This window comes from Mycolicibacterium xanthum (genome assembly GCF_019710635.1).
GTDB lineage: Bacteria > Actinomycetota > Actinomycetes > Mycobacteriales > Mycobacteriaceae > Mycobacterium > Mycobacterium xanthum.
In genome coordinates, this window is record NZ_JAIFZS010000028.1 from 1 (window position 1) to 26757 (window position 26757).

21 protein-coding genes and 1 pseudogene are annotated in these 26757 nt (G+C 71.0%); 5 read left to right on the forward strand and 17 right to left on the reverse strand.

Translation table 11 applies throughout. The features are described from left to right. Nucleotides 1-122: 122 nt before the first annotated feature. Entirely contained in the window at nt 123-743 is a 621-nt protein-coding gene (locus tag JDV09_RS12735; RefSeq protein ID WP_221369502.1) for a riboflavin synthase, read from the reverse strand. A 150-nt stretch (nt 744-893) separates the two neighbouring features. Here JDV09_RS12735 and JDV09_RS12740 point away from each other — a divergent pair, with 150 nt between their 5' ends. Together JDV09_RS12740 and JDV09_RS12745 are read left to right on the forward strand one after the other, a co-directional pair. Further along, entirely contained in the window at nt 894-1598 is a 705-nt protein-coding gene (locus tag JDV09_RS12740) for an LppX_LprAFG lipoprotein (RefSeq protein WP_221369503.1), read from the forward strand. Continuing rightward, the gene (locus JDV09_RS12745; RefSeq protein ID WP_221369504.1) at nt 1598-3190 is read left to right on the forward strand and encodes an MFS transporter; all 1593 of its coding nucleotides are present in this window, start codon (nt 1598-1600) and stop codon (nt 3188-3190) included. Before JDV09_RS12740 ends, JDV09_RS12745 begins: the two co-directional genes overlap by 1 nt. A 314-nt stretch (nt 3191-3504) precedes the next feature. On the opposite strand, the gene ribD is transcribed toward JDV09_RS12745, so the two are convergent. The 8 genes from ribD to JDV09_RS12785 are packed head-to-tail and all read right to left on the reverse strand — an operon-like array spanning nt 3505 to nt 12682. Further along, nucleotides 3505-4506: a bifunctional diaminohydroxyphosphoribosylaminopyrimidine deaminase/5-amino-6-(5-phosphoribosylamino)uracil reductase RibD gene (gene ribD, locus JDV09_RS12750; RefSeq protein ID WP_221369505.1), complete on the reverse strand. Its 1002-nt coding sequence runs from the start codon at nt 4504-4506 to the stop codon at nt 3505-3507. Next, nucleotides 4503-5207, reverse strand: coding sequence for a ribulose-phosphate 3-epimerase (rpe, locus tag JDV09_RS12755; RefSeq protein ID WP_221369506.1), 705 nt, complete (start codon nt 5205-5207; stop codon nt 4503-4505). The genes ribD and rpe overlap by 4 nt, the downstream gene beginning before the upstream one ends. Nucleotides 5208-5226: 19 nt before the next feature. Beyond that, on the reverse strand, nt 5227-6615 hold the full coding sequence (locus JDV09_RS12760) for an RsmB/NOP family class I SAM-dependent RNA methyltransferase (protein ID WP_221369507.1): 1389 nt from the start codon (nt 6613-6615) through the stop codon (nt 5227-5229). Continuing rightward, on the reverse strand, nt 6612-7544 hold the full coding sequence (gene fmt, locus JDV09_RS12765; protein ID WP_221369508.1) for a methionyl-tRNA formyltransferase: 933 nt from the start codon (nt 7542-7544) through the stop codon (nt 6612-6614). Before fmt ends, JDV09_RS12760 begins: the two co-directional genes overlap by 4 nt. A gap of 19 nt (nt 7545-7563) precedes the next feature. After that, nucleotides 7564-8100: a LemA family protein gene (locus tag JDV09_RS12770; RefSeq protein ID WP_221369509.1), complete on the reverse strand. Its 537-nt coding sequence runs from the start codon at nt 8098-8100 to the stop codon at nt 7564-7566. Next, complete coding sequence (locus JDV09_RS12775) at nt 8094-9902, reverse strand: DUF2207 domain-containing protein (protein ID WP_221369510.1); 1809 nt, start codon at nt 9900-9902, stop codon at nt 8094-8096. The genes JDV09_RS12770 and JDV09_RS12775 overlap by 7 nt, the downstream gene beginning before the upstream one ends. A 48-nt stretch (nt 9903-9950) precedes the next feature. Then, the gene (locus tag JDV09_RS12780) at nt 9951-11897 is read right to left on the reverse strand and encodes a primosomal protein N' (RefSeq protein WP_255605283.1); all 1947 of its coding nucleotides are present in this window, start codon (nt 11895-11897) and stop codon (nt 9951-9953) included. A gap of 50 nt (nt 11898-11947) precedes the next feature. After that, nucleotides 11948-12682 carry a lysoplasmalogenase gene (locus tag JDV09_RS12785; RefSeq protein WP_221369512.1) on the reverse strand — a complete coding sequence of 245 codons (735 nt, stop codon included), beginning with the start codon at nt 12680-12682 and terminating at the stop codon, nt 11948-11950. A gap of 50 nt (nt 12683-12732) precedes the next feature. On the opposite strand from JDV09_RS12785, the pseudogene JDV09_RS12790 reads away from it, so the two are divergent. From JDV09_RS12790 to JDV09_RS12800, 3 genes and pseudogenes are all read left to right on the forward strand, one after another. After that, nucleotides 12733-13565: pseudogene (locus JDV09_RS12790) on the forward strand (alpha/beta hydrolase). 4 nt (nt 13566-13569) lie between these two features. After that, nucleotides 13570-14541, forward strand: a complete 972-nt coding sequence (locus JDV09_RS12795) for an alpha/beta hydrolase (protein WP_221369513.1) — start codon at nt 13570-13572, stop codon at nt 14539-14541. A gap of 40 nt (nt 14542-14581) precedes the next feature. Next, nucleotides 14582-16084: a flavin-containing monooxygenase gene (locus JDV09_RS12800; RefSeq protein ID WP_221369514.1), complete on the forward strand. Its 1503-nt coding sequence runs from the start codon at nt 14582-14584 to the stop codon at nt 16082-16084. A 12-nt stretch (nt 16085-16096) separates the two neighbouring features. Here the strand turns inward: JDV09_RS12800 and JDV09_RS12805 are convergent, their stop codons facing one another. The 8 genes from JDV09_RS12805 to carB all read right to left on the reverse strand — a co-directional run bounded on the left by JDV09_RS12805 (nt 16097) and on the right by carB (nt 26711). Further along, nucleotides 16097-17677, reverse strand: coding sequence for a threonine/serine exporter family protein (locus JDV09_RS12805; protein ID WP_221369515.1), 1581 nt, complete (start codon nt 17675-17677; stop codon nt 16097-16099). 58 nt (nt 17678-17735) lie between these two features. After that, the gene (metK, locus tag JDV09_RS12810; RefSeq protein ID WP_221369516.1) at nt 17736-18944 is read right to left on the reverse strand and encodes a methionine adenosyltransferase; all 1209 of its coding nucleotides are present in this window, start codon (nt 18942-18944) and stop codon (nt 17736-17738) included. 128 nt (nt 18945-19072) lie between these two features. After that, complete coding sequence (gene coaBC / locus JDV09_RS12815) at nt 19073-20320, reverse strand: bifunctional phosphopantothenoylcysteine decarboxylase/phosphopantothenate--cysteine ligase CoaBC (RefSeq protein ID WP_221369517.1); 1248 nt, start codon at nt 20318-20320, stop codon at nt 19073-19075. A 12-nt stretch (nt 20321-20332) separates the two neighbouring features. Continuing rightward, nucleotides 20333-20647, reverse strand: coding sequence for a DNA-directed RNA polymerase subunit omega (rpoZ, locus tag JDV09_RS12820; protein WP_221369518.1), 315 nt, complete (start codon nt 20645-20647; stop codon nt 20333-20335). Nucleotides 20648-20738: 91 nt separating this feature from the next. Further along, the gene (gene gmk, locus JDV09_RS12825; RefSeq protein WP_221369519.1) at nt 20739-21356 is read right to left on the reverse strand and encodes a guanylate kinase; all 618 of its coding nucleotides are present in this window, start codon (nt 21354-21356) and stop codon (nt 20739-20741) included. 9 nt (nt 21357-21365) lie between these two features. Then, nucleotides 21366-21683, reverse strand: coding sequence for an integration host factor, actinobacterial type (gene mihF, locus JDV09_RS12830; protein WP_003932123.1), 318 nt, complete (start codon nt 21681-21683; stop codon nt 21366-21368). Between the two features lie 865 nt (nt 21684-22548). Continuing rightward, a complete protein-coding gene (pyrF, locus tag JDV09_RS12835) occupies nt 22549-23370 on the reverse strand; it encodes an orotidine-5'-phosphate decarboxylase (protein ID WP_221369520.1) in 822 nt (273 codons plus the stop codon). Between the two features lie 2 nt (nt 23371-23372). Next, nucleotides 23373-26711 carry a carbamoyl-phosphate synthase large subunit gene (gene carB / locus JDV09_RS12840; protein ID WP_221369521.1) on the reverse strand — a complete coding sequence of 1113 codons (3339 nt, stop codon included), beginning with the start codon at nt 26709-26711 and terminating at the stop codon, nt 23373-23375. Nucleotides 26712-26757 lie beyond the last annotated feature (46 nt).

A 26757-nucleotide genomic window follows, 5' to 3' on the forward strand; every position in this document is an offset into this window, starting at 1 on the left:
AAAACGTCACCACCCCGACGGCGGTGCCGCAGGATCAGCGGACACCCCCGCAGAATGCCACACCCGACCCAGTCTGAACGGGCGTATCGCCGGTAACCGTATAGGTCATCAGGTCATCGCAACTACGGCGCATCTGCGCTGCTAGAGCCGTACTTCTCGCCCAGCAGCCGTTCAACGTATTTGGCGATCACGTCGACCTCGAGGTTGACGGGCGCCCCGACCTCCGCACCGCCGAGCGTGGTCAGCTCGAGCGTGGTCGGGATCAGCGACACCTCGAACCAGTCGGGGCCGAGCCCCGACACCGTCAACGACACCCCGTCGACGGTGATCGAGCCCTTCTGCACCACGTAGCGCGCCAACGCGACTGGTAGCGCGATGCGTACCACCGTCCAGTGCTGAGACGGGGTGCGGGAGATGACGTGGCCGGTCCCGTCGACGTGACCCTGCACGATGTGACCGCCGAGCCTGCTGCTGATCGCCGCGGCGCGCTCCAGGTTCACCCGCGCGCCCACGCCGGCGCCGCGCAGGCTGGACCGGTCGAGCGTCTCGGCCATCACGTCCGCGGAGAACGACCCGTCGGCCAGCACCTCCACCACGGTCAGGCAGACCCCGTTGACCGCGATCGAATCCCCGTGCCCGGCATCCGAAGTGACGATCGGCCCACGAATGACCAGCCGGGCGGAGTCGCCGAGGTCCTCCCGGCCGACGATCTCGCCCAACTCTTCGACGATTCCGGTGAACACGCCGTCCAGCCTAGAGGGCCCGCCCGCCGACGCAGCCAATCGCCCCGATCTATCGCGAGCCGACGAAAGCGCAGTTCAGCAGCCATGCTTGCCAGTCCGACGCGGGCCGGTGGACTCCGGCCACGGTCCGGCACCCTCTAGGATGCAGGCATGCAGACCCGCCTGTTGGCGATCCTCGCCGCCCTTGTCGCAGTCGTCACCCTCATCGCGGGGTGCTCCGGATCGTCCTCCAAGGACGGCGGCGCCGAACTTCCGGACGCTGCGACCCTGCTGAAGGACTCCAGCCAGACAACCAGCACCGAGAGCAGCGCGCACCTCCGGTTGGCGGTGCAGGGCCAGATCGCCGAACTGCCGGTCGAGTCGATCGAGGGCGACCTGACCCAGACGCCGACGGTCGGGGCCAAGGGCACGGCGGACATCATCTTCCTGGGCCAGCGACTCCAAGGCGTCCAGTTCGTGGTGGCCGAAGGCGACCTCTATGCCGCGATCACCGCGGGCGGCGCCCTGTCGAACTTCGGTCCGGCCTCCGACATCTACAACGTCGCCGCGATCCTGGATCCCGACGCCGGGCTGGCCAACGTGCTGGCCAACTTCTCCGACCCCAAGGCGGACGGACGCGAAACGATCGAGGGCGTGGCCACGGTGCGCATCACCGGCATGGTCAGCGCCGACGCCGTCAACAAGATCGCGCCGCAGATCGCCGCGACCGGCCCGGTCCCGGGTACCGCGTGGGTCGCCGAGGACGGCAACCACGAGCTCATGCAGGTCCGGCTCGAGCCCAGTCCCGGCAACAGCGTCACGATGACGCTGTCGAAGTGGGGCGAGCCGGTGACCGTCGACAAACCCGCGGTGTGATGCGCGGCACCTCGGCTGCCGGCACGGCGGCGTCGACGCCGGCATCCGCCAACCGCCGGATCGCCATCGGCGCGGGCAGCCTGGCGGTGGTGCTCGGCGCGCTGGACACCTACGTCGTCGTCACGCTGATGACCGACATCATGCGCGACGTCGGTATCGGCGTGAATCAGATTCAGCGGGTCACCCCGATCATCACCGGCTACCTGCTCGGCTACATCGCGGCGATGCCACTGTTGGGCCGGGCCTCCGACCGGTTCGGCCGCAAGACGCTGATCCAGGTCAGCCTGGCCGGCTTCGCGGTCGGTTCGGTGATCACCGCGTTGTCCACCGACCTCACCATGCTGGTCGTCGGGCGGGTGATCCAGGGCACCGCCAGCGGTGCGCTGCTCCCGGTGACGCTGGCGCTGGCCGCAGATCTGTGGGCGGCCCGCAACCGGGCCGCCGTGCTGGGAGGTGTCGGCGCGGCGCAGGAACTCGGCAGCGTGCTCGGCCCGATCTACGGCATCGCGCTGGTCTGGGCGTTCCAGCATTGGCAGGCGGTGTTCTGGGTGAACGTGCCGCTCGCGCTGGTCGCCATGGTGATGATCCACTTCAGCCTGCCCGGTCGGGCCCAGACCGACGATCCGCAGAAGGTCGATGTCGTCGGCGGTGTGCTGCTGGCCATCGCGCTCGGCCTCGCGGTGGTCGGCCTGTACAACCCGGCACCGGACGGCAAGCACGTGCTGCCCAGCTGGGGTCTGCCGGTGCTCATCGCGGCGGTGGTGGCGGCGGTGGCGTTCTTCGTCTGGGAGAAGTTCGCCCGGACCCGGCTTCTGGACCCCGCGGGGGTGCATTTCCGGCCCTTCCTGGCCGCACTGGGCGCCTCGCTGACCGCCGGCGCCGCGCTGATGGTGACGCTGGTCAACGTCGAGCTGTTCGGCCAGGGTGTGCTGGGCCAGGACCACACCCAGGCCGCGTTCCTGCTGCTGCGTTTCCTGATCGCGCTGCCGATCGGTGCGCTGCTCGGCGGCTGGCTGGCCACCCGGGTCGGCGACCGGATCGTGGCGTTCGTGGGTCTGCTGATCGCCGCGGGCGGCTACCTGCTGATCTCCAGGTGGCCGGCCGACCTGCTGGCGGCCCGGCACGACCTCGGCTTCGTGCAGCTGCCGGTGCTCGACACCGACCTGTCGATCGCCGGTCTCGGGCTGGGGCTGGTGATCGGCCCCCTGACCTCGGCCACCCTGCGGGTGGTGCCCGCCGACCGGCACGGCATCGCATCGGCGGGCGTCGTCGTCGCGCGGATGATCGGCATGCTGATCGGCATCGCGGCGCTGTCGGCATGGGGGCTGTACCGCTTCAACCAGCACCTGGCCAGCATCCCCGCCGATCCGAACGCCAACACGCTCGCCGAGCGCCTGGTCGCCGAGGCGGCCAGGGTCCGTGAGGCCTACGTGCTGCAGTACGGCGAGATCTTCACGATCACCGCGATCGTGTGTGTGGTGGGCGCACTGCTCGGCCTGCTGATCAGCGGGCGCGGGGAGCACGCCGACGAGCCGGAACCCGGGGGTCCCGGCGACGCTCAGCAGCGCTCGAGCCCACGCCCCATCAGCTGAGGCTCCTCGACCGGTGCGGCTTGCTCAGCGGTCAGGCCCCGCCAGACATTGCAGATCATGGCCTTGATGCCTCGGGGACCGATCGGACTGTTGCTGAGCCAGTCCTGCAATGCAGTCATGCTCGTCGTCCTTTGCTCGTGCTTTCCAAGCGCAAGTCGTCGGTGAAAGCGCGATATCCGGGCCGGAGAATCACTCCCCGGCGCTGGCACAAGTGTACCGATCCCGGAGGGCGCCAGACGGCGCCGCCGCACCGCCGAATCGGTGTGATGACAACCACGAAGACGCAGGTCAACGGGTTGCGTCACGCCCCGGGTTCAGGCCGGCACCAGGCTGAGCAGCACGTCGGGGCCGACGGTCCGCACACCGTCGAACTGCCAGCGCTGAGCCTGCGCGATGCTGGGCACACCGACGTCGTCGACCGCGGTGATCGGCCCGCCCAGCAGGATCGGCGCCACGTAGGCCAGGATCCGGTCGATCACGCCGGCCCGCAGGAATGCCCCGGCCAGCGTGGGCCCGCCCTCGACCAGCACGTCGGTGCGGTCCGAGAGCGCCTTCATCACCTCGTGGGGATCGCGGGTGCGGATCACCATCGTCCGCGAGTCGTCGTTGAGAACCCTTGCATCGGGCGAGATCTCACGCTCACCGACCACGACCCGAAGGGGTTGGCGGTCGGCGAGGCTGCCGTCGGGGAGACGCGCGGTCAGTACCGGGTCGTCGACGAACACCGTGCCGGTGCCGACCACGATGGCGTCGGCGGCCGCCCGCCTGCGGTGCACGTCGGTCCTGGCGGCCTCGCTGGTGATCCATTGACTCGAGCCGTCGGCGGCGGCGCTGCGGCCGTCCACGCTGGTGGCGAATTTCCATGTCACATGCGGTAATCCGGTGCGCTGCTTGTGCAGCCACTCACGCAGCGGACCGCCCGCCACGGCCTGCGTGAGCACCCCCGGAATGACCTCGACACCGGAGTCCGCCAGCCGGACGGACCCACCGGCGGCGACCGGGTTGGGGTCGCCGACCGCGAACGCCACGGTGGACACGCCGGCCGACAGTAGGGCATCCACGCACGGCGGGGTGCGGCCGACGTGATTGCACGGCTCCAGGGTGACGACCGCGGTGCCGCCCGACGCCCGCTCTCCGGCCCGCCGCAACGCCAGCACCTCGGCGTGCGGTCCACCCACCGGCTCCGTCGCGCCGACCCCGGCGATCTGCCCGTCGCGATCCAGGATGACGGCTCCCACAGGCGGATTCGGGTAGGTCCGCCCTTTGACCTGCTCGGCCTGCTCGATGGCCGCGGCCATCGCGGCGTCGAGGTTCACAGCGCCAGGTGCGCCGACGCCGCGCCGGCCTGCTTGCGCAGCGCTTCGACGGCCGCCGCGGGATCGGCGGCGCTGTACACCGCAGATCCGGCCACGAAACAGTCCACCCCGGCCACTGCCGCCTGCTCGATGGTGTCGGCGTTGATGCCGCCGTCGATCTCGATCAGGATGGTCAGCTCCCCCGCATCGACCAGACGGCGGACCACGGCGACCTTGGGCAACACCTCGGCGATGAACTTCTGCCCGCCGAACCCCGGTTCGACCGACATCACCAGCAGGGTGTCGAACTGCGGCAGGATCTCCAGGTAGGGCTCCAGCGGGGTGCCGGGCTTGACCGACAGGCCGGCCTTGGCGCCGGCCGCGCGGATGTCGCGGGCCACGCCGACCGGGTTGTCGGTGGCCTCGGCGTGGAACGTCACGTTGTAGGCCCCGGCCTCGGCGTAGGGCGGCGCCCACCGGTCGGGGTTCTCGATCATCAGGTGGCAGTCCATCGGGATGTCGGTAGCCTTGAGCAGCGATTCGACGACCGGCAGCCCCAGCGTCAGGTTGGGTACGAAGTGGTTGTCCATCACGTCGACGTGCAGCCAGTCGGCCCCGTGGACCGCGGCGGATTCGTCGGCCAGCCGTGCGAAGTCGGCAGCCAGGATCGACGGGGCGATCATCGGCGCGGGCTTGGCGTCACGGTGCAGCGGTCCGGGCATGGGTTCAGCCTATCGGTGCTCAGGACGCCGCTTCGGACACCCGCAGCGCCGCCGCGAACATCGCGTCGGTTCCGTGCCGATGCGGCCAGAGCTGGGCCGAGGGGCCGTCGCCGACATCGGTGGCGGGCGCGAACAGCGCCGTGGTGTCCAGCGGCGCCACCGGGTGCCTGCGCACGGCGTCGGCGATCACCCCGGCGGTCTCGGCGAGATGCGGCGAGCATGTCGCGTAAAGCACGACACCACCGGGCCGGGTCAACCGGATCGCCGACGCGAGCAGCTCGCGCTGCAGGCGAGCCAGTGCGGGCACGTCGCCGGGCCGGCGGCGCCAGCGCGCCTCCGGCCGCCGCCGCAGCGCGCCCAGCCCGGTGCACGGTGCGTCGACGAGGACCCGGTCGAATCCCGGGGTCAGGCCGGGATCCCGGCCGTCCACCCGGAGCACCTCGACGGGCAGGCCCGCGGTGTTCTGCTCGACCAGATCGGCCCGCCCGGGGACCGGCTCGACCGCGGTGACGGTGGCGCCCGCGGGCTGTCCGAGCGCGGCCAGCAGCGCCGTCTTGCCACCGGGCCCGGCGCACAGGTCCAGCCAGCGCCCATCGTCGGGCCCGTCCAGCGGTGCGACGGTCAGCGCCCGCGCGACCAGCTGGCTGCCCTCGTCCTGCACCAGCGCCGCTCCGTCGCGCACCGGCGCCAGCGCGCCCGGGTCGCCTTCGCCCAGATACACCGCGTACGGCGAGTACCGACCGACCGTGCCACCCACCTGCTCTGCCAGCTCCGCCGCGGTGAGCACGCCGGGGCGCGCCACCAGATGCACCTCCGGGCGCGCGTCGTCGGCGGCCAGCAGCGCCCCCAACTCCCCGGCCCGTGCGCCCAGCGCGTCGGCGAAGGCCTGCGCGATCCAGCGCGGGTGGGCATGGGTGAACGCCAGGTGCCCGACCGGATCCGAGCCCGCCGCCGGGGCCAGCTCGGCGACCCAGTCCGATTCGTCGCGCCGGGCGATGGCCCGCAGCACACCGTTGACGAATCCTGCTCGCGCGGTATCGAACTCGATACCGGCCTGCTCGACGGTGGTGGACACCGCGGCGTGGTCGTCGACACGGGTGCGCAGCAGCTGGTAGGCGCCCAGCCGGAGCAGATCCAGCAGCACCGGGTCGATCCGGTCGACCGGCCGGCCGGCGGCGGCGGCGATGACCGCGTCGAGCAGGCCGCGGGTCCGGCAGGCACCGTAGGTGAGCTCGGTCGCGAACGCCGCGTCCCGGCCGGTGATCCGGCGTTCGCGCAGCAGCGCCGGCAGCGCCAGGTTGGCATAGGCATCGCGCTCGGACACCGCCCGCAGGACGTCGAACGCCGCCCGACGGGCCGGGTCGAGCGGGGTGCGCCGGGTGGGCCGCCTGCCGCCGGGGCGCGTCATCGGGCCCACCCGCTCTCGTCGAGCCGGGCACCGCGCGCCCAGTCCGCGGCGTTCATCGCCTTCTTGCCCGGTGGCACGACGGTGCCCAGCCGCACCGGCGCCGAGCCGGTGCCCACCAGCACCTGCCGCTTGTCCGCGCGGATCTCCCCCGGCTGCAGGCTCACCTCGGTATCGGTCGGCACGGTGACGGGCCCGAGCTTGATGCGCAGTTCGCCGACCATCGTCCAGGCGCCCGGGTTCGGTGTGACCGCACGGATCCGGCGGTCCACCACGTGCGCCGGCAGATCCCAGCGCACCCGGGCATCCTCGACGGTGACCTTGGGGGCCAGGCTGACGCCGTCGGCGGGCTGCGCGACCGCGGTGAGCCGCTGCTCGGCGATGCCGTCCATCGTCGCCTCCAGCAGCTCGGCGCCCGAGTCGGCGAGCCGCTCGAGCAGATCACCGGCGGTGTCGGTGGGGCGAACCGTCTCGGTGACCACACCGAACACCGGACCCGAGTCGAGGCTGCGCTCGATCTGGAACGTGGTGGCTCCGGTCACCGTGTCGCCGGCGGCCAGCGCCGCCTGCACCGGCGCGGCCCCCCGCCAGGCCGGCAGCAGCGAGAAGTGCAGGTTGACCCAGCCGTAGGCCGGGACGGCCAGCAGCGCGTCGCCGAGCACCGCGCCGTAGGCCACCACGGCGCAGCACTGCGGGGCGAGTTCGGTCAGCTCGGCGACGAATTCCGCGGAGTTCGGCCGGGCCGGCCGCAGGATCGGGATGTCGTGCTCGGCCGCCAGCTGGGCAACCGGCGACGGCGCCGGGCGACCGCGCCGTCCGGCGGCCGCGTCGGGCCGGGTCAACACCGCGACGACGTCGTGTCGCGGCGATGCGATCAGCCGCCGCAGCGACGGCAGGGCGGGTTCCGGCGTACCGGCGAAGACGAGACGCACCGCGCCAGTCTAGGGAGCGCTAGCGCGGTGTCTGGTAGTACTCCTTGTCGGACACCCCGGTCATCGGCCCGACGAACATCCACGGGATCGTGGTGAGCAACCGGTTGAGGCCGGCCACCGAGTCGTTGTAGTACTGCCGGGCGAACGCCAGCTTGTCCTCGGTGTCGGCGAGGTTGCGCTGCAGGTCCAGAAAGTTGTTCGACGAGTTCAGCGCGGGGTAGGCCTGCCCGAGCGCCAGCACCGGGGCCAGCGCGGTGTCCAGCTGCTTCTCGGCGGCACTGCGCTCGGCCACCGACGACCCGCCGGTGGCCGTGGTCAGCGCCGCCCGCGCATCGGTGACGTGGTCGAGGATGGCCTTTTCGTGGCTGGCGAACGTCGCGACAGTGTGCACCAGGCTGGGGATCAGCGCCGCACGCCGGGTCAGCTCCACGTCGATGCCCGAGAGCGCCTCGGAGACCCGCACGTCGGCGGAACGGATCTTGTTGTAGCCCAGCACGAATCCGATCAGCACCAGCACCGCCAGCGCCAGCCCCACGGCCAGCAGGAAACTCACCATGACCCACCTCCTCCTCCGCCGCCGCCACCGCCGCCGCCACCGCTGCTGAATCCGCCCCCGCTGCTCGAGGAGCTGGACCGCTGCGAGGCGGTGTAGGCCCCGATCGACGAGGACAGCGCCGACTCGAAGCTGTCGAAATCACCGCCCCCAGAGCCCCAGAACGAGGACGAGGACGAGGAGCTCGATGTTCCGTACCACTGTGGTTGCGGTGCAACGGTTCCGGTGGACTCCTGGTACTTCTTGGCCCACAGCGCCGCCGCGCCGGCAGCGACCGCGAACGGCACGTAGGCCGTGTAGAGGTCCTTACGGGCCGAGAAGTCGAAGCGGGTCTCGGCGGAGTCGGTGGCCAGCATCCGGTGGAATCCGCCTGCCCGCGACCACAGTTCGCGCCCCGCGGCGGTGCGCCGGGTCCCGATGCCGGGCCGCCACGAGCGAGCCGAGCAGGCGAAGAACGCGATGAACGGCAGCGCCCACATGGTGGCCGGGAAGCCCCAGGTGAAGAACGCGCAGATCATCAGGATGAAGGCCAGGCCGTTGGCGGCCCGCAACCAGAGCTCGCGCTTGCGCGCCACCATCAGCCCCGAGCCGAGCGCCCACTGCTGGACCGCCTTGCCCATGTCGGTCTTGGCCTTTTCGAGCTTCTTGCCCGAACTGACGGTCTTCTTGGCCTCGAACTCCGATCCCGGCTTCATCACCTTCAGCGCCGAGGCGACCGCGATGCTGACCGGGTCGACATCGGCCCACGAACCTTGTTCACCGATGGATCGCACATTCCATTGCTTGTTGCTGACCTGTTGCAGGGTGATGAGCCCACGTTCGGCGAGATAGAACAGCGTGGCGGTGAGCCCGTGGCTGGGCACCGCCTCGGTGCGGATGTACTCCACCTGGACCGGGCCGAGCCCGGGCGGCGGCGCGTACTGCAGCGGGAAACCGGGCGGGCGCTCGGTGACCGCGCGGTACCAGAGCAGGGCCGCCAGCGCGAACAGCACCGTGAGCCCGACCATCCAGGCCACCCCGGCCACCGACTGCCCCAGGACCCGATCCCACGAATAGGACCACGGCAGGCTCGCGCGCGGCGGGGTCGGGACGTCCACCCCGGCACGCACGGTGACCGGGGTGCGCGGCGACAGCGAATCCGCCGAGATCGACAGCCGGTGACCGCTTCGCGACACGTCGTCGCAGCGCCTCCCGACGCCGAGGCCGACCGAACACTGCACCCGCCCGACCTCACCGGGCAGGGTCACGGTGATGTCGGCGCGGCGGATGTAGTTGTTCCAGGCCGGCGCGATCACGTTCCAGAAGAACACCGACGGCGATTCACCCGGCCCGTCGGTGGATCCGGCGAACAGTCGGCCGCTCCCGGTGTCGCCGGGGTCGAGCACACCCGGGATCGTGTAGCGGATCTCGAAGACGTGGTCGCCGTAGCTCAGGGTGCGGTCGGGATCCCCGATCTTGGCGACCCGGAACCGCTCACCATCCTCCCAGAGCAACTCGGTGGGCACCGGGCGCCCGTCCAGCAGCACCGAGGTGATCCGCGGTTTCTGCCGGATCCGCGGATCGTTCGGGTTGGCCACGTCCCAGTACCGGAAGATGCCGTGCCGGCCGCTGGGGAACTCGGCGTCGATCGTCTCGACCGCGGTCAGGTCGCCCGCGGCGTCGACCACGATGTCTACGCCATAGTGGTTGAACACCACCGGGTCCGACGGCGCCGAGCCCGTCGAACCGCCCTGGAACACCACCGGCCACAGCAGCCCGAACGCGATGACCGCCAGCGCGATCAGCCGCTTGATCACACGCCACATCGCCGTCTCCTGTCGGGCACCCGGGTGGTGGACACACTGCGTCGCGCATCACCCTATGTGCATGGGGTCGATCTGCACACGAACCGGCTCCTGATCGTGGCGCGCGCTGGCGACGGCGATGGCCCGCCGCAGCGCGGCCGCCAGCGCCAGGCCGCGGTCCCTGGGCACCCGGACCAGCATCCTGTCGACCGTCTGCTCGACCGCGACTCCCGCGGGCCTGCGGGCAGCGCCGGGCAGTGCGACGGGACCCAGCACGTCGGCGCCGTCGGGCAGGTCCACCGTGGCCAGCAGTGCGGCCACCGCGCCGGGGTCGCCGTCGACGGCGGCCATGTGCACCGCCGGGGGTAGGCCGACCTCGGTGCGGGAGTCCAACTCGGCCTCGGCGTGGCCGACCGGATCCCACCTGATGAGCGCCTGCACGGTGGGGATCGCCGACTCCGCGACCACCACGACCGTGCCGCCCAGGTCCCGGCGGCGGACCAACGCCGATGCCGCCATCCAGTGCCTCAGGGTGTCCTCGGCGGCGCGCAGATCCTGCCTGCCCAGCAGGGCCCAGCTGTCCAGCAGCAGCGCCGCGCCGTAGCCGCCGTCGGCGACCGGCTCCACGCCGGGGGTAGCCACCACCAGGGCCGGGCGCTGCGGCACCGCGGCGACCACGTTCTCACCGCCCGAGGTGACCACCGGAACGCCGGGAAACGCCCTGCCGAGTTCCTCGGCGGTGCGCCGGGCGCCCACCACGACCGCGCGCACCGCATCGGAGCCGCACCGGGTGCAACGCAGCGCCGGCTCCTCACGGCCGCACCACCGACACAGCGCACCGGGCGCGTCACGGCCCGGCAGCGACAGCGGCCCGGTGCAGTGCCTGCAGCGCGCGATCGTGCGACAGCGCGCACAGGCCAGCGCGGGCACGTAGCCACGCCGCGGAACCTGCACCAGCACCGGAGCGTCGTCCCGCAACGCTGCGCGCGCCGCGTCGAGGGCGACGGTGGGCAGCCGCGCGGTCCGCGCGGCCGGATCGCGTTCCTGGGCGTAGGCACTGTCCTCCAGCGCAACGACGCGCGGTGCGCGCTCCCGCACCGTCTGTCTGGAGGCGGTCAGGTCGTGCGCCCAGCCGCTGCCCACCAGCGACTGCGCCTCGGCAGTGCGGGAGTACCCGCCGATCAGCGCCGCACAGCGAACCTGGTGGGCACGCAGCATCGCCACCTCCCGGGCGTGCGGGTACGGGGAGCGCGGCTCGACCAGCGAGTCGTCTCCGTCGTCCCACATCAACACCAGACCCAGCTCGCACACCGGCGCGAAAACCGCACTGCGCGTACCGATCACCAGCCGTGCGCTGCCACGCAGCGCCGTCAGCCACCGGCGGTAGCGCTCGGCGGGCCCCAGCCCGGCCGACAGCGCGACCACCCGGGATCCGTCCACCTGCGCGACGGCTGCGGCGTGCAGCAGGTCGACGTCGCGCTGATCGGGCACCACCGCCAGCACACCGCGCCCGGCATGGACGGCCACCGCGGCAACCTCGGCCAGCCGTTGTGGCCAGGACTCCCCCGGCAGCGCCTGCCACACCGCACGAGCGGCCCGCCCGTCGCCGAGCGCCGCGATGAACTGCGCGCCGCCGTTGTAGGCCGACCAGGCGGCGGTGTCGACGGGTTGCGGGAACAGCGGCTCCAGCGACGGTGGTGGCCGCTTCTCGACCGTGGCGTGACGTGGGGGCACCGCCAGCCGGAGCACGTCGGCGCGGGTGCCCGCGTAGCGCGCGGCGACCGCGTCGACCAGGCGGCGGATGTCGTGGGTCAACACCGGTTCGGCGGAGACCACCTTCTCCAGCCAGCCCAGTTTGCCGACATGGTCGGTGTCCGAACGCCTTTCCAGGATGAAGGCGTCGACCAGCCTGCCGTGGAAGCGGACCCGGACCCGGCAGCCCGGTTGCGCGTCGTCGGACTGCTCGGCGGACACCAGGTAGTCGAACTCGCGGTCCAGGTGCGGCACCGACAGCATCGGCAGCACCCGGGCCACCGGCTCGTGTTCGGCGGCGCGCCTGGTGATCGTCACACCGCAGGTGTAGCAGACGGTACGGACGCCCGGCCGAACAGCAACCCGGCGGTGATCAGCAACAGCGAGGTGGCGTACACCCACCAGATCGGCACCGCGAGGACCTCCGATCCCAGCACGAACCGGCCGACGCCGATCATCGCGTCGGACACCGCGAAACACACGGCCCCGGCCGCGGTCCAGGGTGTCGGCAGGTCGGCGAGCAACGCCGCGCACACCATCGCACCCAGCACCGCGATGTAGAGCGTGACCGGGACGGCCATCCCGTCGGCGAGCAGCCGGGGCCAGAACCACACCAGCAGCGCGGCGCAGGCGGCGAGGGTCAGCGCGGCGGCGCCCACCCGCGTGGGCGTCATGGTGGCCAGCGGCACCAGCGCGGCCAGAAAGCACAGGTGCGCCAGCAGGAACGCGGCCAGACCCAGCACGAACGACGGCTCCCACCACGGCATCGCGAGCAGGAAGTCACCGGCCGCGGAGAACACCAGGGCGGCCACCAGCCAGCGCCGCTCCCGCAGCCGGGGGTGGGTCAGCGCGGCCGCGGCCAGCAGCACCGCGGCCAGCGCCTTGACCGCGGGCTGCAGGGTGAACCGGCCGGTCAGCTCGGCGCCCGCGGGCAACTGCAGCGCGGTCACGACGAGGAACACCCCGTAGCCGGCCGCGACCGCCGCCGCGGCCGTCCACAGCGCCCTGCGCAGAGATCCGGCCCGGGCCGCCGCGTTGGTTGTCGTCATGGGCAGAACCTACAAAACCGCCCCGTTGCGAGCCGGCTACCCTGCCTGGCATGATCACCGGCCCCACCGAACTCGACGCAGTCCTGCGCAAGGTGCTGTCCGCCGTGCCGTTCCGGCTGACCACCGACGGCGGGGCGGGCGCGGCCAGGCGACGCTTCGAGGAGCTGCCGCGCTCCCCGCGGTGGTCTTCATCCACGGCGGCGGATGGTCGGTCGGCGACCTCGACACCTACGACGGCACCGCGCGGCTGCACGCCGCGGTCGCCGGGGCGGTGGTGGTGTCGGTGGGCTACCGACTGGCTCCCGAGCATCCCTACCCCGCCGCCGTGCACGACGCCTGGGCCGCGACACAGTGGGTGCTGCGGGAAGCCGGCCGGATCGGCGCCGACCCCGCCCGGGTGGCGGTGGCCGGCGACTCCGCGGGCGGCAACCTCGCCGCGGTGATGTCACAGCTGGCCCGCGATGCCGGCACCCCGCTGCGGTACCAACTGCTCTGGTATCCGTCGACGACCTTCGACACCGCGCTGCCGTCGTTCGCCGAGAACGCCGACGCGCCGGTGCTCGGTACGGCGGCCTGCAAGGCCTTCACCAGGTGGTATCTCGACGGCTCCGGAGTGGACGTGACCAGCCCCCCGGCCACGCTGGTGCCCGCCCGCGGCGAGCTGGCCGGGCTGCCCGCGGCCTACATCGCGGTGGCCGGCCACGATCCGCTCCGCGACGACGGGGTCCGCTACGCCGAGCTGCTGACCGCCGCCGGGGTTGCGGTGGAATTGCACAACGCCGAGACCCTCGTGCACGGCTACCTCGGCTACGCAGGGGTGGTGCCGGCCGCGACCGAAGCCGCCGAACTCGGGCTACGAGCCCTGCGTGCCGCGCTAACGTGAAGCCATGACCGATCCCGCGACGACACGGCCGGGCATCGATCCGGAGCTCAATGCGCTGCTGGAAGCCTTCCCGCTGCACTTCACGGTCGAGGACGGTGTCGAAGTGGCCCGGCAGAAACTGCGGGCGCTGGCCCCGCCTCCGGAGTCGTTGCCGCCGATGCGCATCGAGGAACGCACCGTCGGTTTCGGCACGATCACCGATATCCCGGTGCGGATCTACTGGCCGCCGATCGAACAGCACGAGGACCTTCCGGTGGTGATGTACTACCACGGCGGCGGCTGGTCGGTGGGCGACCTGGACACCCATGACGGTGTCGCCCGCGCCCACGCCATCGGCGCCGAGGCGATCGTCGTCTCCGTCGACTACCGGTTGGCGCCCGAGCATCCGTTCCCCCGGGGTGTGGACGACGCCTGGGCCGCCCTGCAGTGGCTGGGTGAACACGCCGGGGAGCTGGGCGGCGACCCGTCCCGCATCGCGGTGGCGGGCGACTCGGCCGGGGGGAACCTCTCGGCGGTCGTTGCGCAGTTGGCCCGCGACAACGGCGGGCCTGCGCTGACATTCCAGCTGCTGTGGTATCCGTCGACCACCGGGGACATGACGTTGCCGTCGATCGCCGAGAACGTCGATGCGCCGATGCTGGACCGCGACGTCGTCGACGCGTTCCTGCAGTGGTATCTGCCCGCCGATCTCGATATGGACGATCCGGCGTCGCTTCCACCGACACTCGCCCCGGCGAACACCGCGGATCTGTCTGGGTTGCCCGCCGCCTACATCGGGACCGCCGAGCACGACCCGATCCGTGACGACGGCGCGCGCTACGCCGAATTGCTCAGTGCTTCAGGTGTTTCCGTCGAGCTGCACAACGCACCCACGATGGTCCACGGGTTCGTCAACTTCGCCTCGGCGGCCCCGGCGGCGGGCGAGGCGACCGAGCGCGGGCTCGCCGCACTGCGGGCGGCCCTGCGGCCCGGATGACCGGGCGCGGTGCGGTTTCCACCGTCCACCCAGAGGTCTGATGACTCTCACCGATCGCGAACCCGACTGTGAAACCCTGATAGTCGGCGCCGGGTTCTCCGGCATCGGCGCGGGCATAGCGCTCGACCGGGCCGGCCTGCGCGACTACGTGATCGTCGAGGCCGGTGACCAGCCGGGCGGCACCTGGTACTGGAACACCTACCCGGGCGTCGCCGTGGACATCCCGTCGTTCTCGTATCAGTTCTCGTTCGAGCAGAGCGACTCCTGGTCGCGCACCTACGCCCCGGGACGCGAACTGGCGGCCTACGCCACCCACTGTGTCGACAAGTACGGCCTGCGGGCCAGAATCCGTTTCCGGACCACCGTCGTGGGCGCGGACTTCGATGAAGAGCGACGGCTTTGGCGGGTCATCGTGGACTCGCCCGCCGGGCGTGCCGAGATGACGGCCCGCCACCTGATCAATGCCAGCGGGGTGCTGACCGTCCCGAAGCTGCCCGACGTCGCCGGGGTGGATTCGTTCGGCGGCCACACCATGCACACCGCGCGCTGGGACCACGGCGTCGACCTGCGCGGCAGGCGGATCGCGATCATCGGCACCGGCGCGTCGGCGGTGCAGGTGATCCCCGAGATCGCGCCGATCGCCGAACACCTCACGGTGTACCAGCGCACCCCGATCTGGTGCTTCCCCAAGGCCGACGTACCGCTGTCCGGGGCCGCGCGGTGGCTGATGCGGCTGCGCGCCGGCCGCGCGGCGCAGCGCCTGGTCAGCCAGGCCTACGTGGAGCTGACCTTCCCGCTGGCCGCCCAGTACTTCACCGTGAACCCGATGGCCGGGCGGATGGATGCCGCCGGTCGCGCATACCTGCGCCGGGAGGTGCACGACCCGGTGGTGCGCGAGAAGCTGACGCCCCGCTACGCGGTGGGCTGTAAACGCCCGGGATTCCACAACACGTATCTGTCGACGTTCAACCGCGACAACGTCGAGCTGGTGACCGAGCCGATCGACAAGGTCACCGGGTCCGGTGTGGCCACCACCGACGGCACCCTGCGTGAGGCCGATGTGCTGATCCTGGCCACCGGCTTTCAGGTCATGGGCACCGACAACCTGCCCACCTTCCCGTTGACCGGTCCGGGCGGGCGCTCGCTGGCCGGGTTCTGGGACGAGCACCGGCTGCAGGCCTACGAAGGGGTCAGCGTGCCCGGGTTTCCCAACTTCTTCACGGTGTTCGGACCGTACGGCTACGTCGGCTCGTCGTATTTCGCGCTGATCGAGGCCCAGACCCGCCACATCGTGCGTTGCCTGACGGCCGCCCGGGCGCGCGGGGCCACGCTCGTCGAGGTGCGCCGGGAGGCCAACGACCGCTACTTCGCCGAGATGATGAGCAAACGTCACCGCCAGATCTTCTGGCAGGACAGCTGCCGGCACGCCAACAGCTACTACTTCGACAAGCACGGCGACGTGCCGCTGCGACCGGCCAGCACGCCCGAGGCCGCCTGGCGCAGCCGCCGGTTCCCGATCGACGACTACGCGTTCACCACGTAGCCGTGAACCCGGTCAGCCCGGCTGACCGCGGTCGCCGTGCTGACCTTCGTGCCCGAGATCCGGCCGCAGGGCCACGCTGCGCGAGTGCCGATCGTGTGCGTCGTCGCCCTCATCGACCGGCCCGGCGCTGCCGATGTCCGACGGGTGCAGCTGCACCACCGAGCCGACCGCCCGGCGCAGCCCGGGGGGCCCGTCCGCCCGCAGGAAGTCGCTGACCCGGCCGGCCCGGTAACGCAGCGGCGCGCCGATGAACTCGCCGAGCACGGCCCCGCTGCCCAGTGCCAGCGCCACCGCGGCGGCCGCCACCAGCTGGGTGAGCCCGTCACCGAACTCCTCGTCGACGGCCAGGTCGAACACCGCACGGAAGACCGCCAGACCCGGCAGCATCGGCATGATGCCCGCGGTCGCCGTCACCAGGGCGGGCGCCTGCCGCCGGATCGAGATGAGCGTGGCGAGCACACCGACGCCCACCGCGGCGATCCCGGTCGCGACGACCTGGCCGAAACCCGCCGTGCCCAGGCCGATCAACGTCAGCTCGGCGATCCCGGCGACCGCACCGGCGGTGAGCGCCGAACGCAGCGGGCCGTAGCTGGCGACCGTGAAGCACACCCCGGCCAGTGCGGCACCGAGCACAGCGAGCGCGATCGGCAGCGGCCGGTAGGGCACGATGAAGCTCTGGGTCGCGTCGACGTGCAACTCGATACGCACGCCGACGAGCTCGGCGACCTGCAGCCCGGCCAGGATGCCGACCACGATCCCCCCGGTCAGGAACAGTGCCTCGCCGAGCCGGGTGACCGCGGTGATCATGTATCCGGTCACCGCGTCCTGCATCGCGCCGACCAGCGTCATCCCTGACAGCAGCATCACGATCCCGGTGGCGACCAGTGTCGTCGGACCCTGGCCGAAGAAGTAGTAGGCCCCCACCGCCACCAGCGTCGCGATCATCGCCCCGATCACGTGCTGGAAGAAGAACGGCGTGCGGACCTTGTTGAGCAGCCTGCCGGCCCGGTCGATCGCCGCCGCACTGAGGGCCGCCAGCACACAGGTGAGCCAGTTGCCGCCGAACAGCATCGCGATGCCCAGGCCGAACCCGGCCCACCCGACCGTCGCCAGCCAGCGCGGATACGGGTGCGGGCGTTCGGTCAGCTCGTCCATGGCCCGATGGGCCTCGTCGACCGTGACCCCACCCGAGGTGATGCGCCCGACCAGCCGGTCCAGCTCGGCCACCCGGGTGTAGTCGGTCGACCGGGCGTGCACCGCCCGCACGATCGTGATCGGCGGACTGTCTGCGGTCGGCGGAGCGGACACGAACACGGTGGTCACGAAGATGTCGACGACGCAGTCGGTGAGCTGATAGGCCTGCGCCACGTCCTGGGCGGTCGCCACCACATCCGCGGTGCCGGCACCGGAGGACAGCATCACCTCGGCCAGCCGGATCGTCAGGTCCAGCACCTTGCGGGTGTGCAGGTCACCCATCGCGTTGCCGGCGCGGCTGCGCTGGCCGGCCAACGGCGCCGGATCACGCCGTCCCCGTAACGCGAACTGCAGGCCCCGGCTGATCCGGTCCGGGCCGTTCGATCGATCTCGCCCCATCGCCCCGCCAGGATACTGCCGCCCGGCGGTGCCAAGGCGGTCGCCCGAGATGCGGAAGCTAGACCGCGGCCTTCAGCTCGTCGACCTTGTCGAGCTGCTCCCAGGGCAACTCGATGTCGGTGCGGCCGAAGTGGCCGTACGCGGCGGTCGGAGCGTAGATGGGGCGCAGCAGATCCAGGTCGCGCACGATCGCCCCGGGCCGCAGATCGAACACCTCGCCGATGGCCTTCTCGATCTTGACCGGGTCGACGGTCTCGGAGCCGAAGGTCTCGACGAACAGGCCGACCGGGGCCGCCTTGCCGATCGCGTAGGCCACCTGCACCTCGACGCGCTGCGCCAGACCCGCTGCGACGACGTTCTTGGCCACCCAGCGCATCGCGTACGCGGCCGATCGGTCCACCTTGGAGGGATCCTTGCCGGAGAACGCTCCGCCGCCGTGGCGGGCCCAGCCGCCATAGGTGTCGACGATGATCTTGCGGCCGGTCAGGCCGGCGTCGCCCATCGGGCCGCCCAGCACGAACTTCCCGGTCGGGTTGACCAGGATCCGCGGGTTGGAGGTGTCGAGGGTGTCGTGCCCCAGCTCGGTGAGCACGGCGTCGATGACATGCTGCTTGATCTCGGGGGCCAGCTGGTTGTCCAGGTCGATGCCGTCGGCGTGCTGAGTGGACAGCACCACCGTGTCCAGCCGCACCGGGGTGGTGCCGTCGTACTGGACGGTGACCTGGGTCTTGCCGTCCGGCCGCAGATAGCCCAGGGTGCCGTCCTTGCGGACCTCGGTGAGCTTGCGCGACAGCCGGTGCGCCAGCGCGATCGGCAGCGGCATCAGCTCGGGGGTGTCGGCGATCGCGTAGCCGAACATCAGGCCCTGGTCGCCGGCGCCCTGCGCGTCCAGCGGATCGGTGCCGCCATGCACCCGGGTCTCGAACGCGGTGTCGACGCCCTGGGCGATGTCGGGCGACTGCTTGCCGATCCCGATGTTCACACCGCAGGTCTCGCCGTCGAAGCCCTTGTCGGAGCTGTCGTAGCCGATCTCGAGGATCCGCTCGCGCACCGTGTTGGTGATATCGGCGAACGCGGCCTTGGCGGTCGTGGTCACCTCACCGACCACATGCACCTGGCCGGTCGTCACCAGCGTCTCCACCGCGACGCGCGACTTCGGATCGTCGTGAAGCAGCGCGTCGAGCACCGAGTCGCTGATTGCGTCGCAGATCTTGTCGGGGTGCCCTTCGGTCACCGACTCACTGGTAAACAGCCGAGCTTCACTCACGTTCGATCCCTTTCCATTCGGGCGCGCCCGAATCGGTCACTGCGTCACACATGACAGCTACCTGGCGCACCCAAACGTGTGCCCCCGTTGCGCGCAACTCTTACGCGCATCTTGACGTTGTGCCGGGCCTACCCCGCACCGGTGTGCAGGAAAGCCGCGATCGCGTCCACAATACGGCTGGCGATCAGCGTCTTCGAACCGTGCTCCAATGCCGACTCGGTCCCATCGGCCGAGAGCAGCCATCCGTCGTTGTGATCGACCTCGAACGCCCGGTTCTCCCCGACCGCGTTGACCACCAGCAGATCGCAGCCCTTGCGCCGCAGCTTGGCCCTGGCGTGAAACAACACGTCACCGTTGGCATCGCCGGTCTCGGCGGCGAACCCCACGATGGCCCGCATGTTGGGCAGCTGCCCGTCGGCGCGGCCGCGTACCGCACCGGCGAGGACGTCGTCGTTGCGGATCAGCTCGATCGTCGGCTCGCCCTCGCCGGCCGGGCCCTTCTTGATCTTGTTGGTGGCCTGGTGCGCAGGCCGGAAATCCGCGACGGCCGCGGCCATCACCAGCACGTTGGCGTCCGGGGCGTGCTTGGACACCGCGTCGCGCAGCTGGGCGGCCGAGCCGACGCGCACGACGTGTACCCCGGCGGGGTCGATCAGCCCGGCGGTATTGCCCGCGATCAGCGTGACCTCGGCGCCGCGCTGCGCCATCACGCGGGCCATCGCGTAGCCCTGCTTGCCGGAGCTGCGGTTTCCGATGAACCGGACGGGGTCGATCGGCTCCCGGGTGCCCCCGGCGGTCACCAGCGCCTTGACGCCGGCCAGGTCGTAGGGCAGGGCATCGCCGCGCACCAGCAGCAGCTGGGCCAGCGTGCTGATCTCCTCGGCCTCGGGCAGCCGGCCGGGACCGGTGTCGGTGCCGGTCAACCGGCCCGCCGCGGGCTCCATGACGATGGCGCCACGGCGGCGCAGGGTGGCCACGTTCTCGACGGTGGCCGGGTGGTACCACATCTCGGTGTGCATCGCCGGCGCGAACAGCACCGGGCAGCGCGCGGTCAGCAGCGTCGCGGTCAGCAGATCGTCGGCGCGGCCGGAGGCCGCCCTGGCGAGCAGGTCGGCGGTGGCCGGGGCGACCACCACGAGGTCGGCGGCCTGCCCGATGCGTACGTGCGGGACCTCGTGGACGTCGTCGAACACCCCGGTGTGCACCGGATTGCCCGACAGCGCCTCGAATGTGGCGGCACCGACGAATCGCAAGGCGGACTCGGTGGGCACCACCCGCACGGAGTGACCCGCCTCGGTGAGCTGACGAACCAGCGTGGCCGCCTTGTAGGCGGCGATGCCACCGGCGACGCCGACGATGATCCGCTTGCGCTCCACCGGGTGCCCCGGTTACTCGCCCTCGGTGTGCTCGAGCAGGTCGTCGTGGATCTCGCGCATCGCGATCGACAGCGGCTTCTCCTGCAGGCCCGGCTCGACGAGCGGCCCGACGTACTCCAGGATCCCGTCGCCGAGCTGGTTGTAGTAGTCGTTGATCTGACGGGCACGCTTGGCGGCGTAGATCACCAGCGCGTACTTGCTCGACGCACGGTCCAGCAGTTCGTCGATCGGCGGGTTGGTGATACCCAGCGGCGTGTCGTAGGAGGTGGCGGCGGACGCATCGACGTCCAGGGCGGCCAGCCGCGTGTCGGCGTGCGGGGTGCTCACGTAAAAGATCTCCTGGCGCTTGGCGGTTCGGGTTGAACGGGGCTCGGGGAAGCCCGTGCGGGGCGGCGATCAGGCCCGCATCAGGCCGTGATCAAACTTGGTCTCGCGGCCCCGGCGTGCGGGCCACCAGCAAGGATACCAATTCGGCGCACGCCGATTCCAATTGCGTGTTCACGACCACATGATCGAAGTCGCCCTGGGCGGCCAACTCCGCCCTGGCGGTCTGCAATCGGCGGGCCCGTACGTCCTGGCTTTCGGTGCCCCGACCGATCAGCCGGCTCTCCAGGGCTGCCCAGCTCGGCGGGGCCAGAAAAACGGTGGTGACCTCGGGCATCGCCTGTTTGACGGCTCGGGCACCCGCCAGATCCACCTCGATCAGCACCGGGCGCCCGGCGGCCGCGGCGGCGCGCACCGGCGCCGCGGGCGTTCCCGACCGGTGCAGTCCCCCGTGGATCTCGGCCCACTCCAGCAGCGCACCCGCATCGATGAGCTGCTGGAATCGTTCGGCCGTCACGAACGAGTAATCCACCCCGTCCACCTCTCCCGGGCGCGGGGCCCGGGTGGTCACCGAGACGCTGAAGTGCAGGTCAGCGACCCGTTCCCGAAGGCAGCGGACGACGGTGGACTTTCCGACGGCAGACGGGCCGGACAGCACGACGACGGGTGCCTGTGGGCGCCCTGAGCTGTCCGGCCCGCTGCCTTCGCTCACCGACCTCCCTTACGAGAAGTCGAACTTTTCCAGCAGGGCCTTGCGCTGACGATCGCCGAGGCCGCGCAGCCGGCGCGTCGGCGCTATCTCGAGCTCGGTCATGATCTCCTGCGCCTTGACCTTGCCCACCTTGGGCAGGGCTTCCAGCAGCGCAGACACCTTCATCTTGCCCAAGACCTCGTCGGTCTCGGCGTCCTTGAGCACCTGCTTGAGGTTGGTGCCGCCGCGCTTGAGCCGGTCTTTGAGCTCGGCTCGCGCTCGACGTGCGGCAGCAGCCTTCTCCAACGCTGCCGCGCGCTGTTCGTCGGTCAACTGGGGAAGGGCCACGGGTTCCTCCGTCTCATCACCATCAACTGATTTGTATCGGCTGGTCATGGGATTCCAGAACCAGCCAGCGTGGACGACCGTACCCACGCGGGCTGACGAAAGCTAACCCCACCCCCGGGTTCGGTGGTCAAAAGCCCAGCGTGTAGGGCGCCGCCCGATGCCCGCCGATGGCCGTCGGCGGTGGCCCGGCACGCCCACAGGAACCCCGATTGCACCCAAAAGCCCTGCATATCAACGGTATTCGCGGTGCATGCGAACGCGCACCGAGCGGAACCGGCCACAGCGGGCTGCGGGCGACCCCGTGGTGGGGTCGTGCGGACAGAAATTTTCGCTGGTCACCGCGCGTCGGGCGTGTCGCGGGTAGCGGTTGAGCACCACGGATTCCGTAGCACCCGTAGCGCGCAAGCGCGGATCCGTGGCCGGTACCTCGGGTCGGCGCGGCCGGCGCACAGGTTCGCTGAACAGCGTTCGGCGGGTCGGGGACCTCGACCGCCGCCACGTAGCCGGGACGGTGCCTGTACCTGAATTAAAGCTTCTGACCTGCGCATCTGCGGTGACGGTGGCCATCGGAGCGGCCGCGGCCGGCGTTGCGGCGGCTCAGCCGGCCGGGCCGCCATGCCGACCCCGGGATTGCCGGAGTCCAGACCGACCGGCTCCGCCGGATGATCCCGCCGTACCCGCCCCGCAGCGCCGTCCGGGCGGATCAGCCACTCGACGACCTGGGTAGATGCGGGGTCGATCCCCAGTTCGAGGCGCACACACCGACAACCCGGGGGTCCCGGTTCGCCGGGGCAGCGGATTCCGCTGTGACCGGGCGGGGCGACCTGGTTGACGACGTCGTCCCACTCGACGAGGTCGTCGGACGTCACGACCGGTCTTGCAGGTAACCGACGGCCTCGCGGATCCGCTCGGCGGCGTCGCGCAGTGCCACCGGCGCCGGGCCGGCCCGCAGCACCTCGCGCGACACCGCAGGCAGCAGCTGGCCGGGCAGTGCGCCCCCGAGGCCGCCGAGCGCCTCGGGGCGCCCGCCCTGGGCGCCCACCCCGGGCACCAGGACCGGACCGTTGAGCGCACTCACGTCGGGCGGGTCGGTGAGCGTGGCGCCCACCACGACCCCCACCGATCCGGCCCGCTGCCCCGCGTTCACGGCGGCGGCGGCGTCGACGATCGACTGCGCGACGGTGCGGCCGCCCCGCCGCGCACCCTGCACCGAGGCTCCCTCCGGGTTGGACGTGGCGGCGAGCACGAACACGCCACGGTCGTGCTGCCGGGCGGTGTCCAGCAGCGGCTGCAGCGACCCGAAGCCGAGGTAGGGCGAGGCCGTCACGGCGTCGGCGGCCAACGGCGACTCACCGGCCCACGCGGCGGCGTAGGCGGCCATCGTCGAACCGATGTCGCCGCGTTTGGCGTCGGCGAGCACCAGCACCCCGGCGGCACCCAGCGCGGCGATGGTGCGCTCGAGCACCGCGAAACCGGCCGACCCGCAGGCCTCGAAGAACGCCACCTGCGGCTTGACCACCGCGAACCCCTCGAAAGCCGTGACGCAGGCCTCGGCGAACCGCGCCAGCCCGTCGGCGTCCACGCCGAGGCCCCAGGCCCGCAGCAGCTCGGGGTGCGGGTCGATGCCCAGGCACAGCGGACCCCGATCGGCCATGGCGGCGGCGAGACGCTCCCCGAAGCCGCCCACGGTCAGGACCCCAGCGTGCTGTGCAACTCCTGCAGCGACATCACACCGATGTCGCCGCGGATGCCCGCCTCGATGCCCTGGACCGCCGCCGATGCGCCCTGGACGGTGGTCACGCACGGGATGTTGACCGACACCGCCGCCGAACGGATCTCGTAGCCGTCGATGCGCGGCCCCGAGTTGCCGTAGGGCGTGTTGATCACCATGTCGACCTCGCCGGCCCGGATCGCCTCGAGCGCCGAATGGGCCGGCCTGTCCGGGCTGGGCTCCTCGAAGTGTTTGCGGACCTCCTCGCACGGAATCCCGTTGCGTCGCAGCATCTCCGCCGTCCCCTGGGTCGCCAGCACCCGGAAACCGAGGTCGGCAAGCCGCTTGACCGGGAACACCAACGAACGTTTGTCGCGGTTGGCCACCGAGACGAACACCGTGCCCTCGGCCGGCAGCGAACCATAGGCCGCGGTCTGGCTCTTGGCGAAGGCGGTGCCGAAGTCGTGGTCGATACCCATCACCTCGCCGGTGGACTTCATCTCCGGGCCGAGCAACGAGTCGATCTGGCTGCCGTCGGACTTGCGGAACCGGTGGAAGGGCAGCACCGCTTCCTTGACCGCGACCGGCGCGTTGCGCGCGGTGGTCGCGCCGTCGCCGGTGCGAGCCAGCACACCCTCCTCGCGCAGCTCGGCGATGGTGGCGCCCAGCATGACCCGCGCGCACGCCTTCGCCAGCGGGATCGCGGTGGCCTTGGAGACGAAGGGCACCGTGCGGGACGCTCGGGGATTGGCCTCCAGCACGTACAGCACGTCGTCCTTGAGCGCGTACTGGACGTTGAGCAGGCCGACCGCCCCGACGCCGAACGCAATGGCCTCGGTGGCCCGCCGCACCGCCTCGATGTCACTGCGGCCCAACGTGACCGGGGGTAGCGCGCACGCCGAGTCGCCGGAGTGGATTCCGGCCTCCTCGATGTGCTCCATCACGCCGCCGATGTAGACCTCGGTGCCGTCGCAGAGCGCGTCGACGTCGATCTCGATCGCGTCCTCGAGGAACCGGTCGACCAGCACCGGATGTTCCGGCGACAACTCGGTGGCCCGCTCGATGTAGCGCTGCAGGTTCTCCTCGTCGTAGACGATCTCCATGCCCCGGCCACCCAGCACATAGGACGGCCGCACCAGCACCGGGTAGCCGATGTCGGCGGCGATCCGGCGGGCCTGCTCGAAGCTGATGGCGGTGCCGAACCGGGGCGCGGGCAGGCCCGCGGACGTGAGCACCTCGCCGAAGCGGCCACGGTCCTCGGCCAGGTCGATGGCCTCCGGCCGGGTGCCGACGATGGGCACCCCGGCCTTCTCCAGACGTTCGGCCAGCCCCAGCGGGGTCTGACCGCCGAGTTGCACGATGACACCGGCAACGCCCGGGCCACCCTGTCCGGAGGCCTGCTCGGCGTAGTAGATCTCCAGTACGTCCTCGAAGGTCAGCGGTTCGAAGTACAACCGGTCGGCGGTGTCGTAGTCGGTGGACACCGTCTCGGGGTTGCAGTTGACCATCACGGTCTCGAACCCCGCCTGCGTCAGCGTCGTCGCGGCGTGCACACAGCTGTAGTCGAACTCGATACCCTGCCCGATCCGGTTGGGGCCCGAGCCGAGGATCAGCACCTTCGGGCGTTCGGTCTGCGGGGCGACCTCGGTCTCGGCCCCGGGATCGAGTTCGTAGCTGCTGTAGTGGTACGGGGTGCGGGCCTCGAACTCGGCCGCGCAGGTGTCGACGGTCTTGAACACCGGGTGGATGCCCAGCCGCTGACGCAGTGCCCGGACCCCCATCTCGCCGGCCAGTTCCGGTCGCAGCGCGGCGATCTGACGGTCCGACAGCCCGTTGTACTTGCCGCGGCGCAGCAGGTCGGCCTCGAGCACGGGCGCGTCGATCAGCTCGGACCGCAACTCCACCAGCCCGGCGATCTGCTCGACGAACCACGGGTCGACACCGGACGCCTCGGCCACCTCGTCGACGGTGCCGCCGAGGCGCAGCGCGTATTCGATGTCGTAGAGCCGGCCGTCGGTCGGGGTGTGCAGCCGGGCCAGCACCTCGGCCAGATCCCCCCCGGGGTCCGGCCCGGTCCAGAAGCCGGCCCGGCCGGTCTCCAGCGACCGCATCACCTTGCCCAGCGCCTCGACGAAGTTGCGGCCTAGCGACATCGCCTCGCCCACCGACTTCATCGTGGTGGTCAACGTCGTGTCGGCACCGGGGAACTTCTCGAACGCGAACCGCGGCGCCTTGACCACCACATAGTCCAGCGTCGGCTCGAAGCACGCCGGGGTCTCCTTGGTGATGTCGTTGACGATCTCGTCGAGGGTGTAGCCGATCGCCAGTTTGGCCGCGATCTTGGCGATCGGGAAGCCGGTGGCCTTCGACGCCAGCGCGCTGGACCGCGACACCCGCGGGTTCATCTCGATGACGATCAGCCGGCCGTCGGTGGGGTTGACCGCGAACTGGATGTTGCAGCCACCGGTGTCCACCCCGACCTCGCGCAGGATGTCGATGCCCAGCGTGCGCATCGTCTGGTACTCCCGGTCGGTCAGCGTCATCGCCGGGGCGACGGTCACCGAGTCACCCGTGTGCACACCCATCGGGTCGAAGTTCTCGATCGAGCACACCACCACCACGTTGTCGTGGCCGTCGCGCATCAGCTCGAGCTCGTATTCCTTCCATCCGTAGATGGACTCCTCGATCAGCACATTCGCAGAAGGCGAAGCGGCAAGTCCATCGCCGGCCATCCGCTCGACGTCCTCGGCGGAGTAGGCCATGCCCGAGCCGAGGCCGCCCATCGTGAAACTCGGCCGCACCACCACGGGCAGGCCGAGGTCGGCGACCGTCTCGCGCACCTCGTCCATCGTGAAACAGACTCGGCTGCGGGCGGATTCACCGCCCACCTTGCTGACGATGTCCTTGAACTTCTGCCGGTCCTCGCCGCGCTGGATGGCCTCGAAATCGGCCCCGATCAGCTCGACGCCGTACTTCTCCAGCGTGCCGTTCTCGTACAGCTTGACCGCGGTGTTCAGCGCGGTCTGTCCGCCGAGGGTGGCCAGCAGCGCGTCGATCTTGTTGCCCCGCTCGGCCTGCTGGGCGATCACCTTCTCGACGAAGTCGGCGGTGATGGGCTCGACGTAGGTGTGGTCGGCGAACTCCGGATCGGTCATGATCGTCGCCGGGTTGGAGTTCACCAGGCTGACCTGCAGACCCTCGGCCCGCAGCACCCGGCAGGCCTGGGTGCCGGAGTAGTCGAACTCGCAGGCCTGCCCGATGATGATCGGGCCCGACCCGATCACCAGGACGTGGTTGAGATCTGCACGACGCGGCATCTATCCCCTCCTGTTCGCCGAAATGGCATTCCGGCAGAAAAAGTGC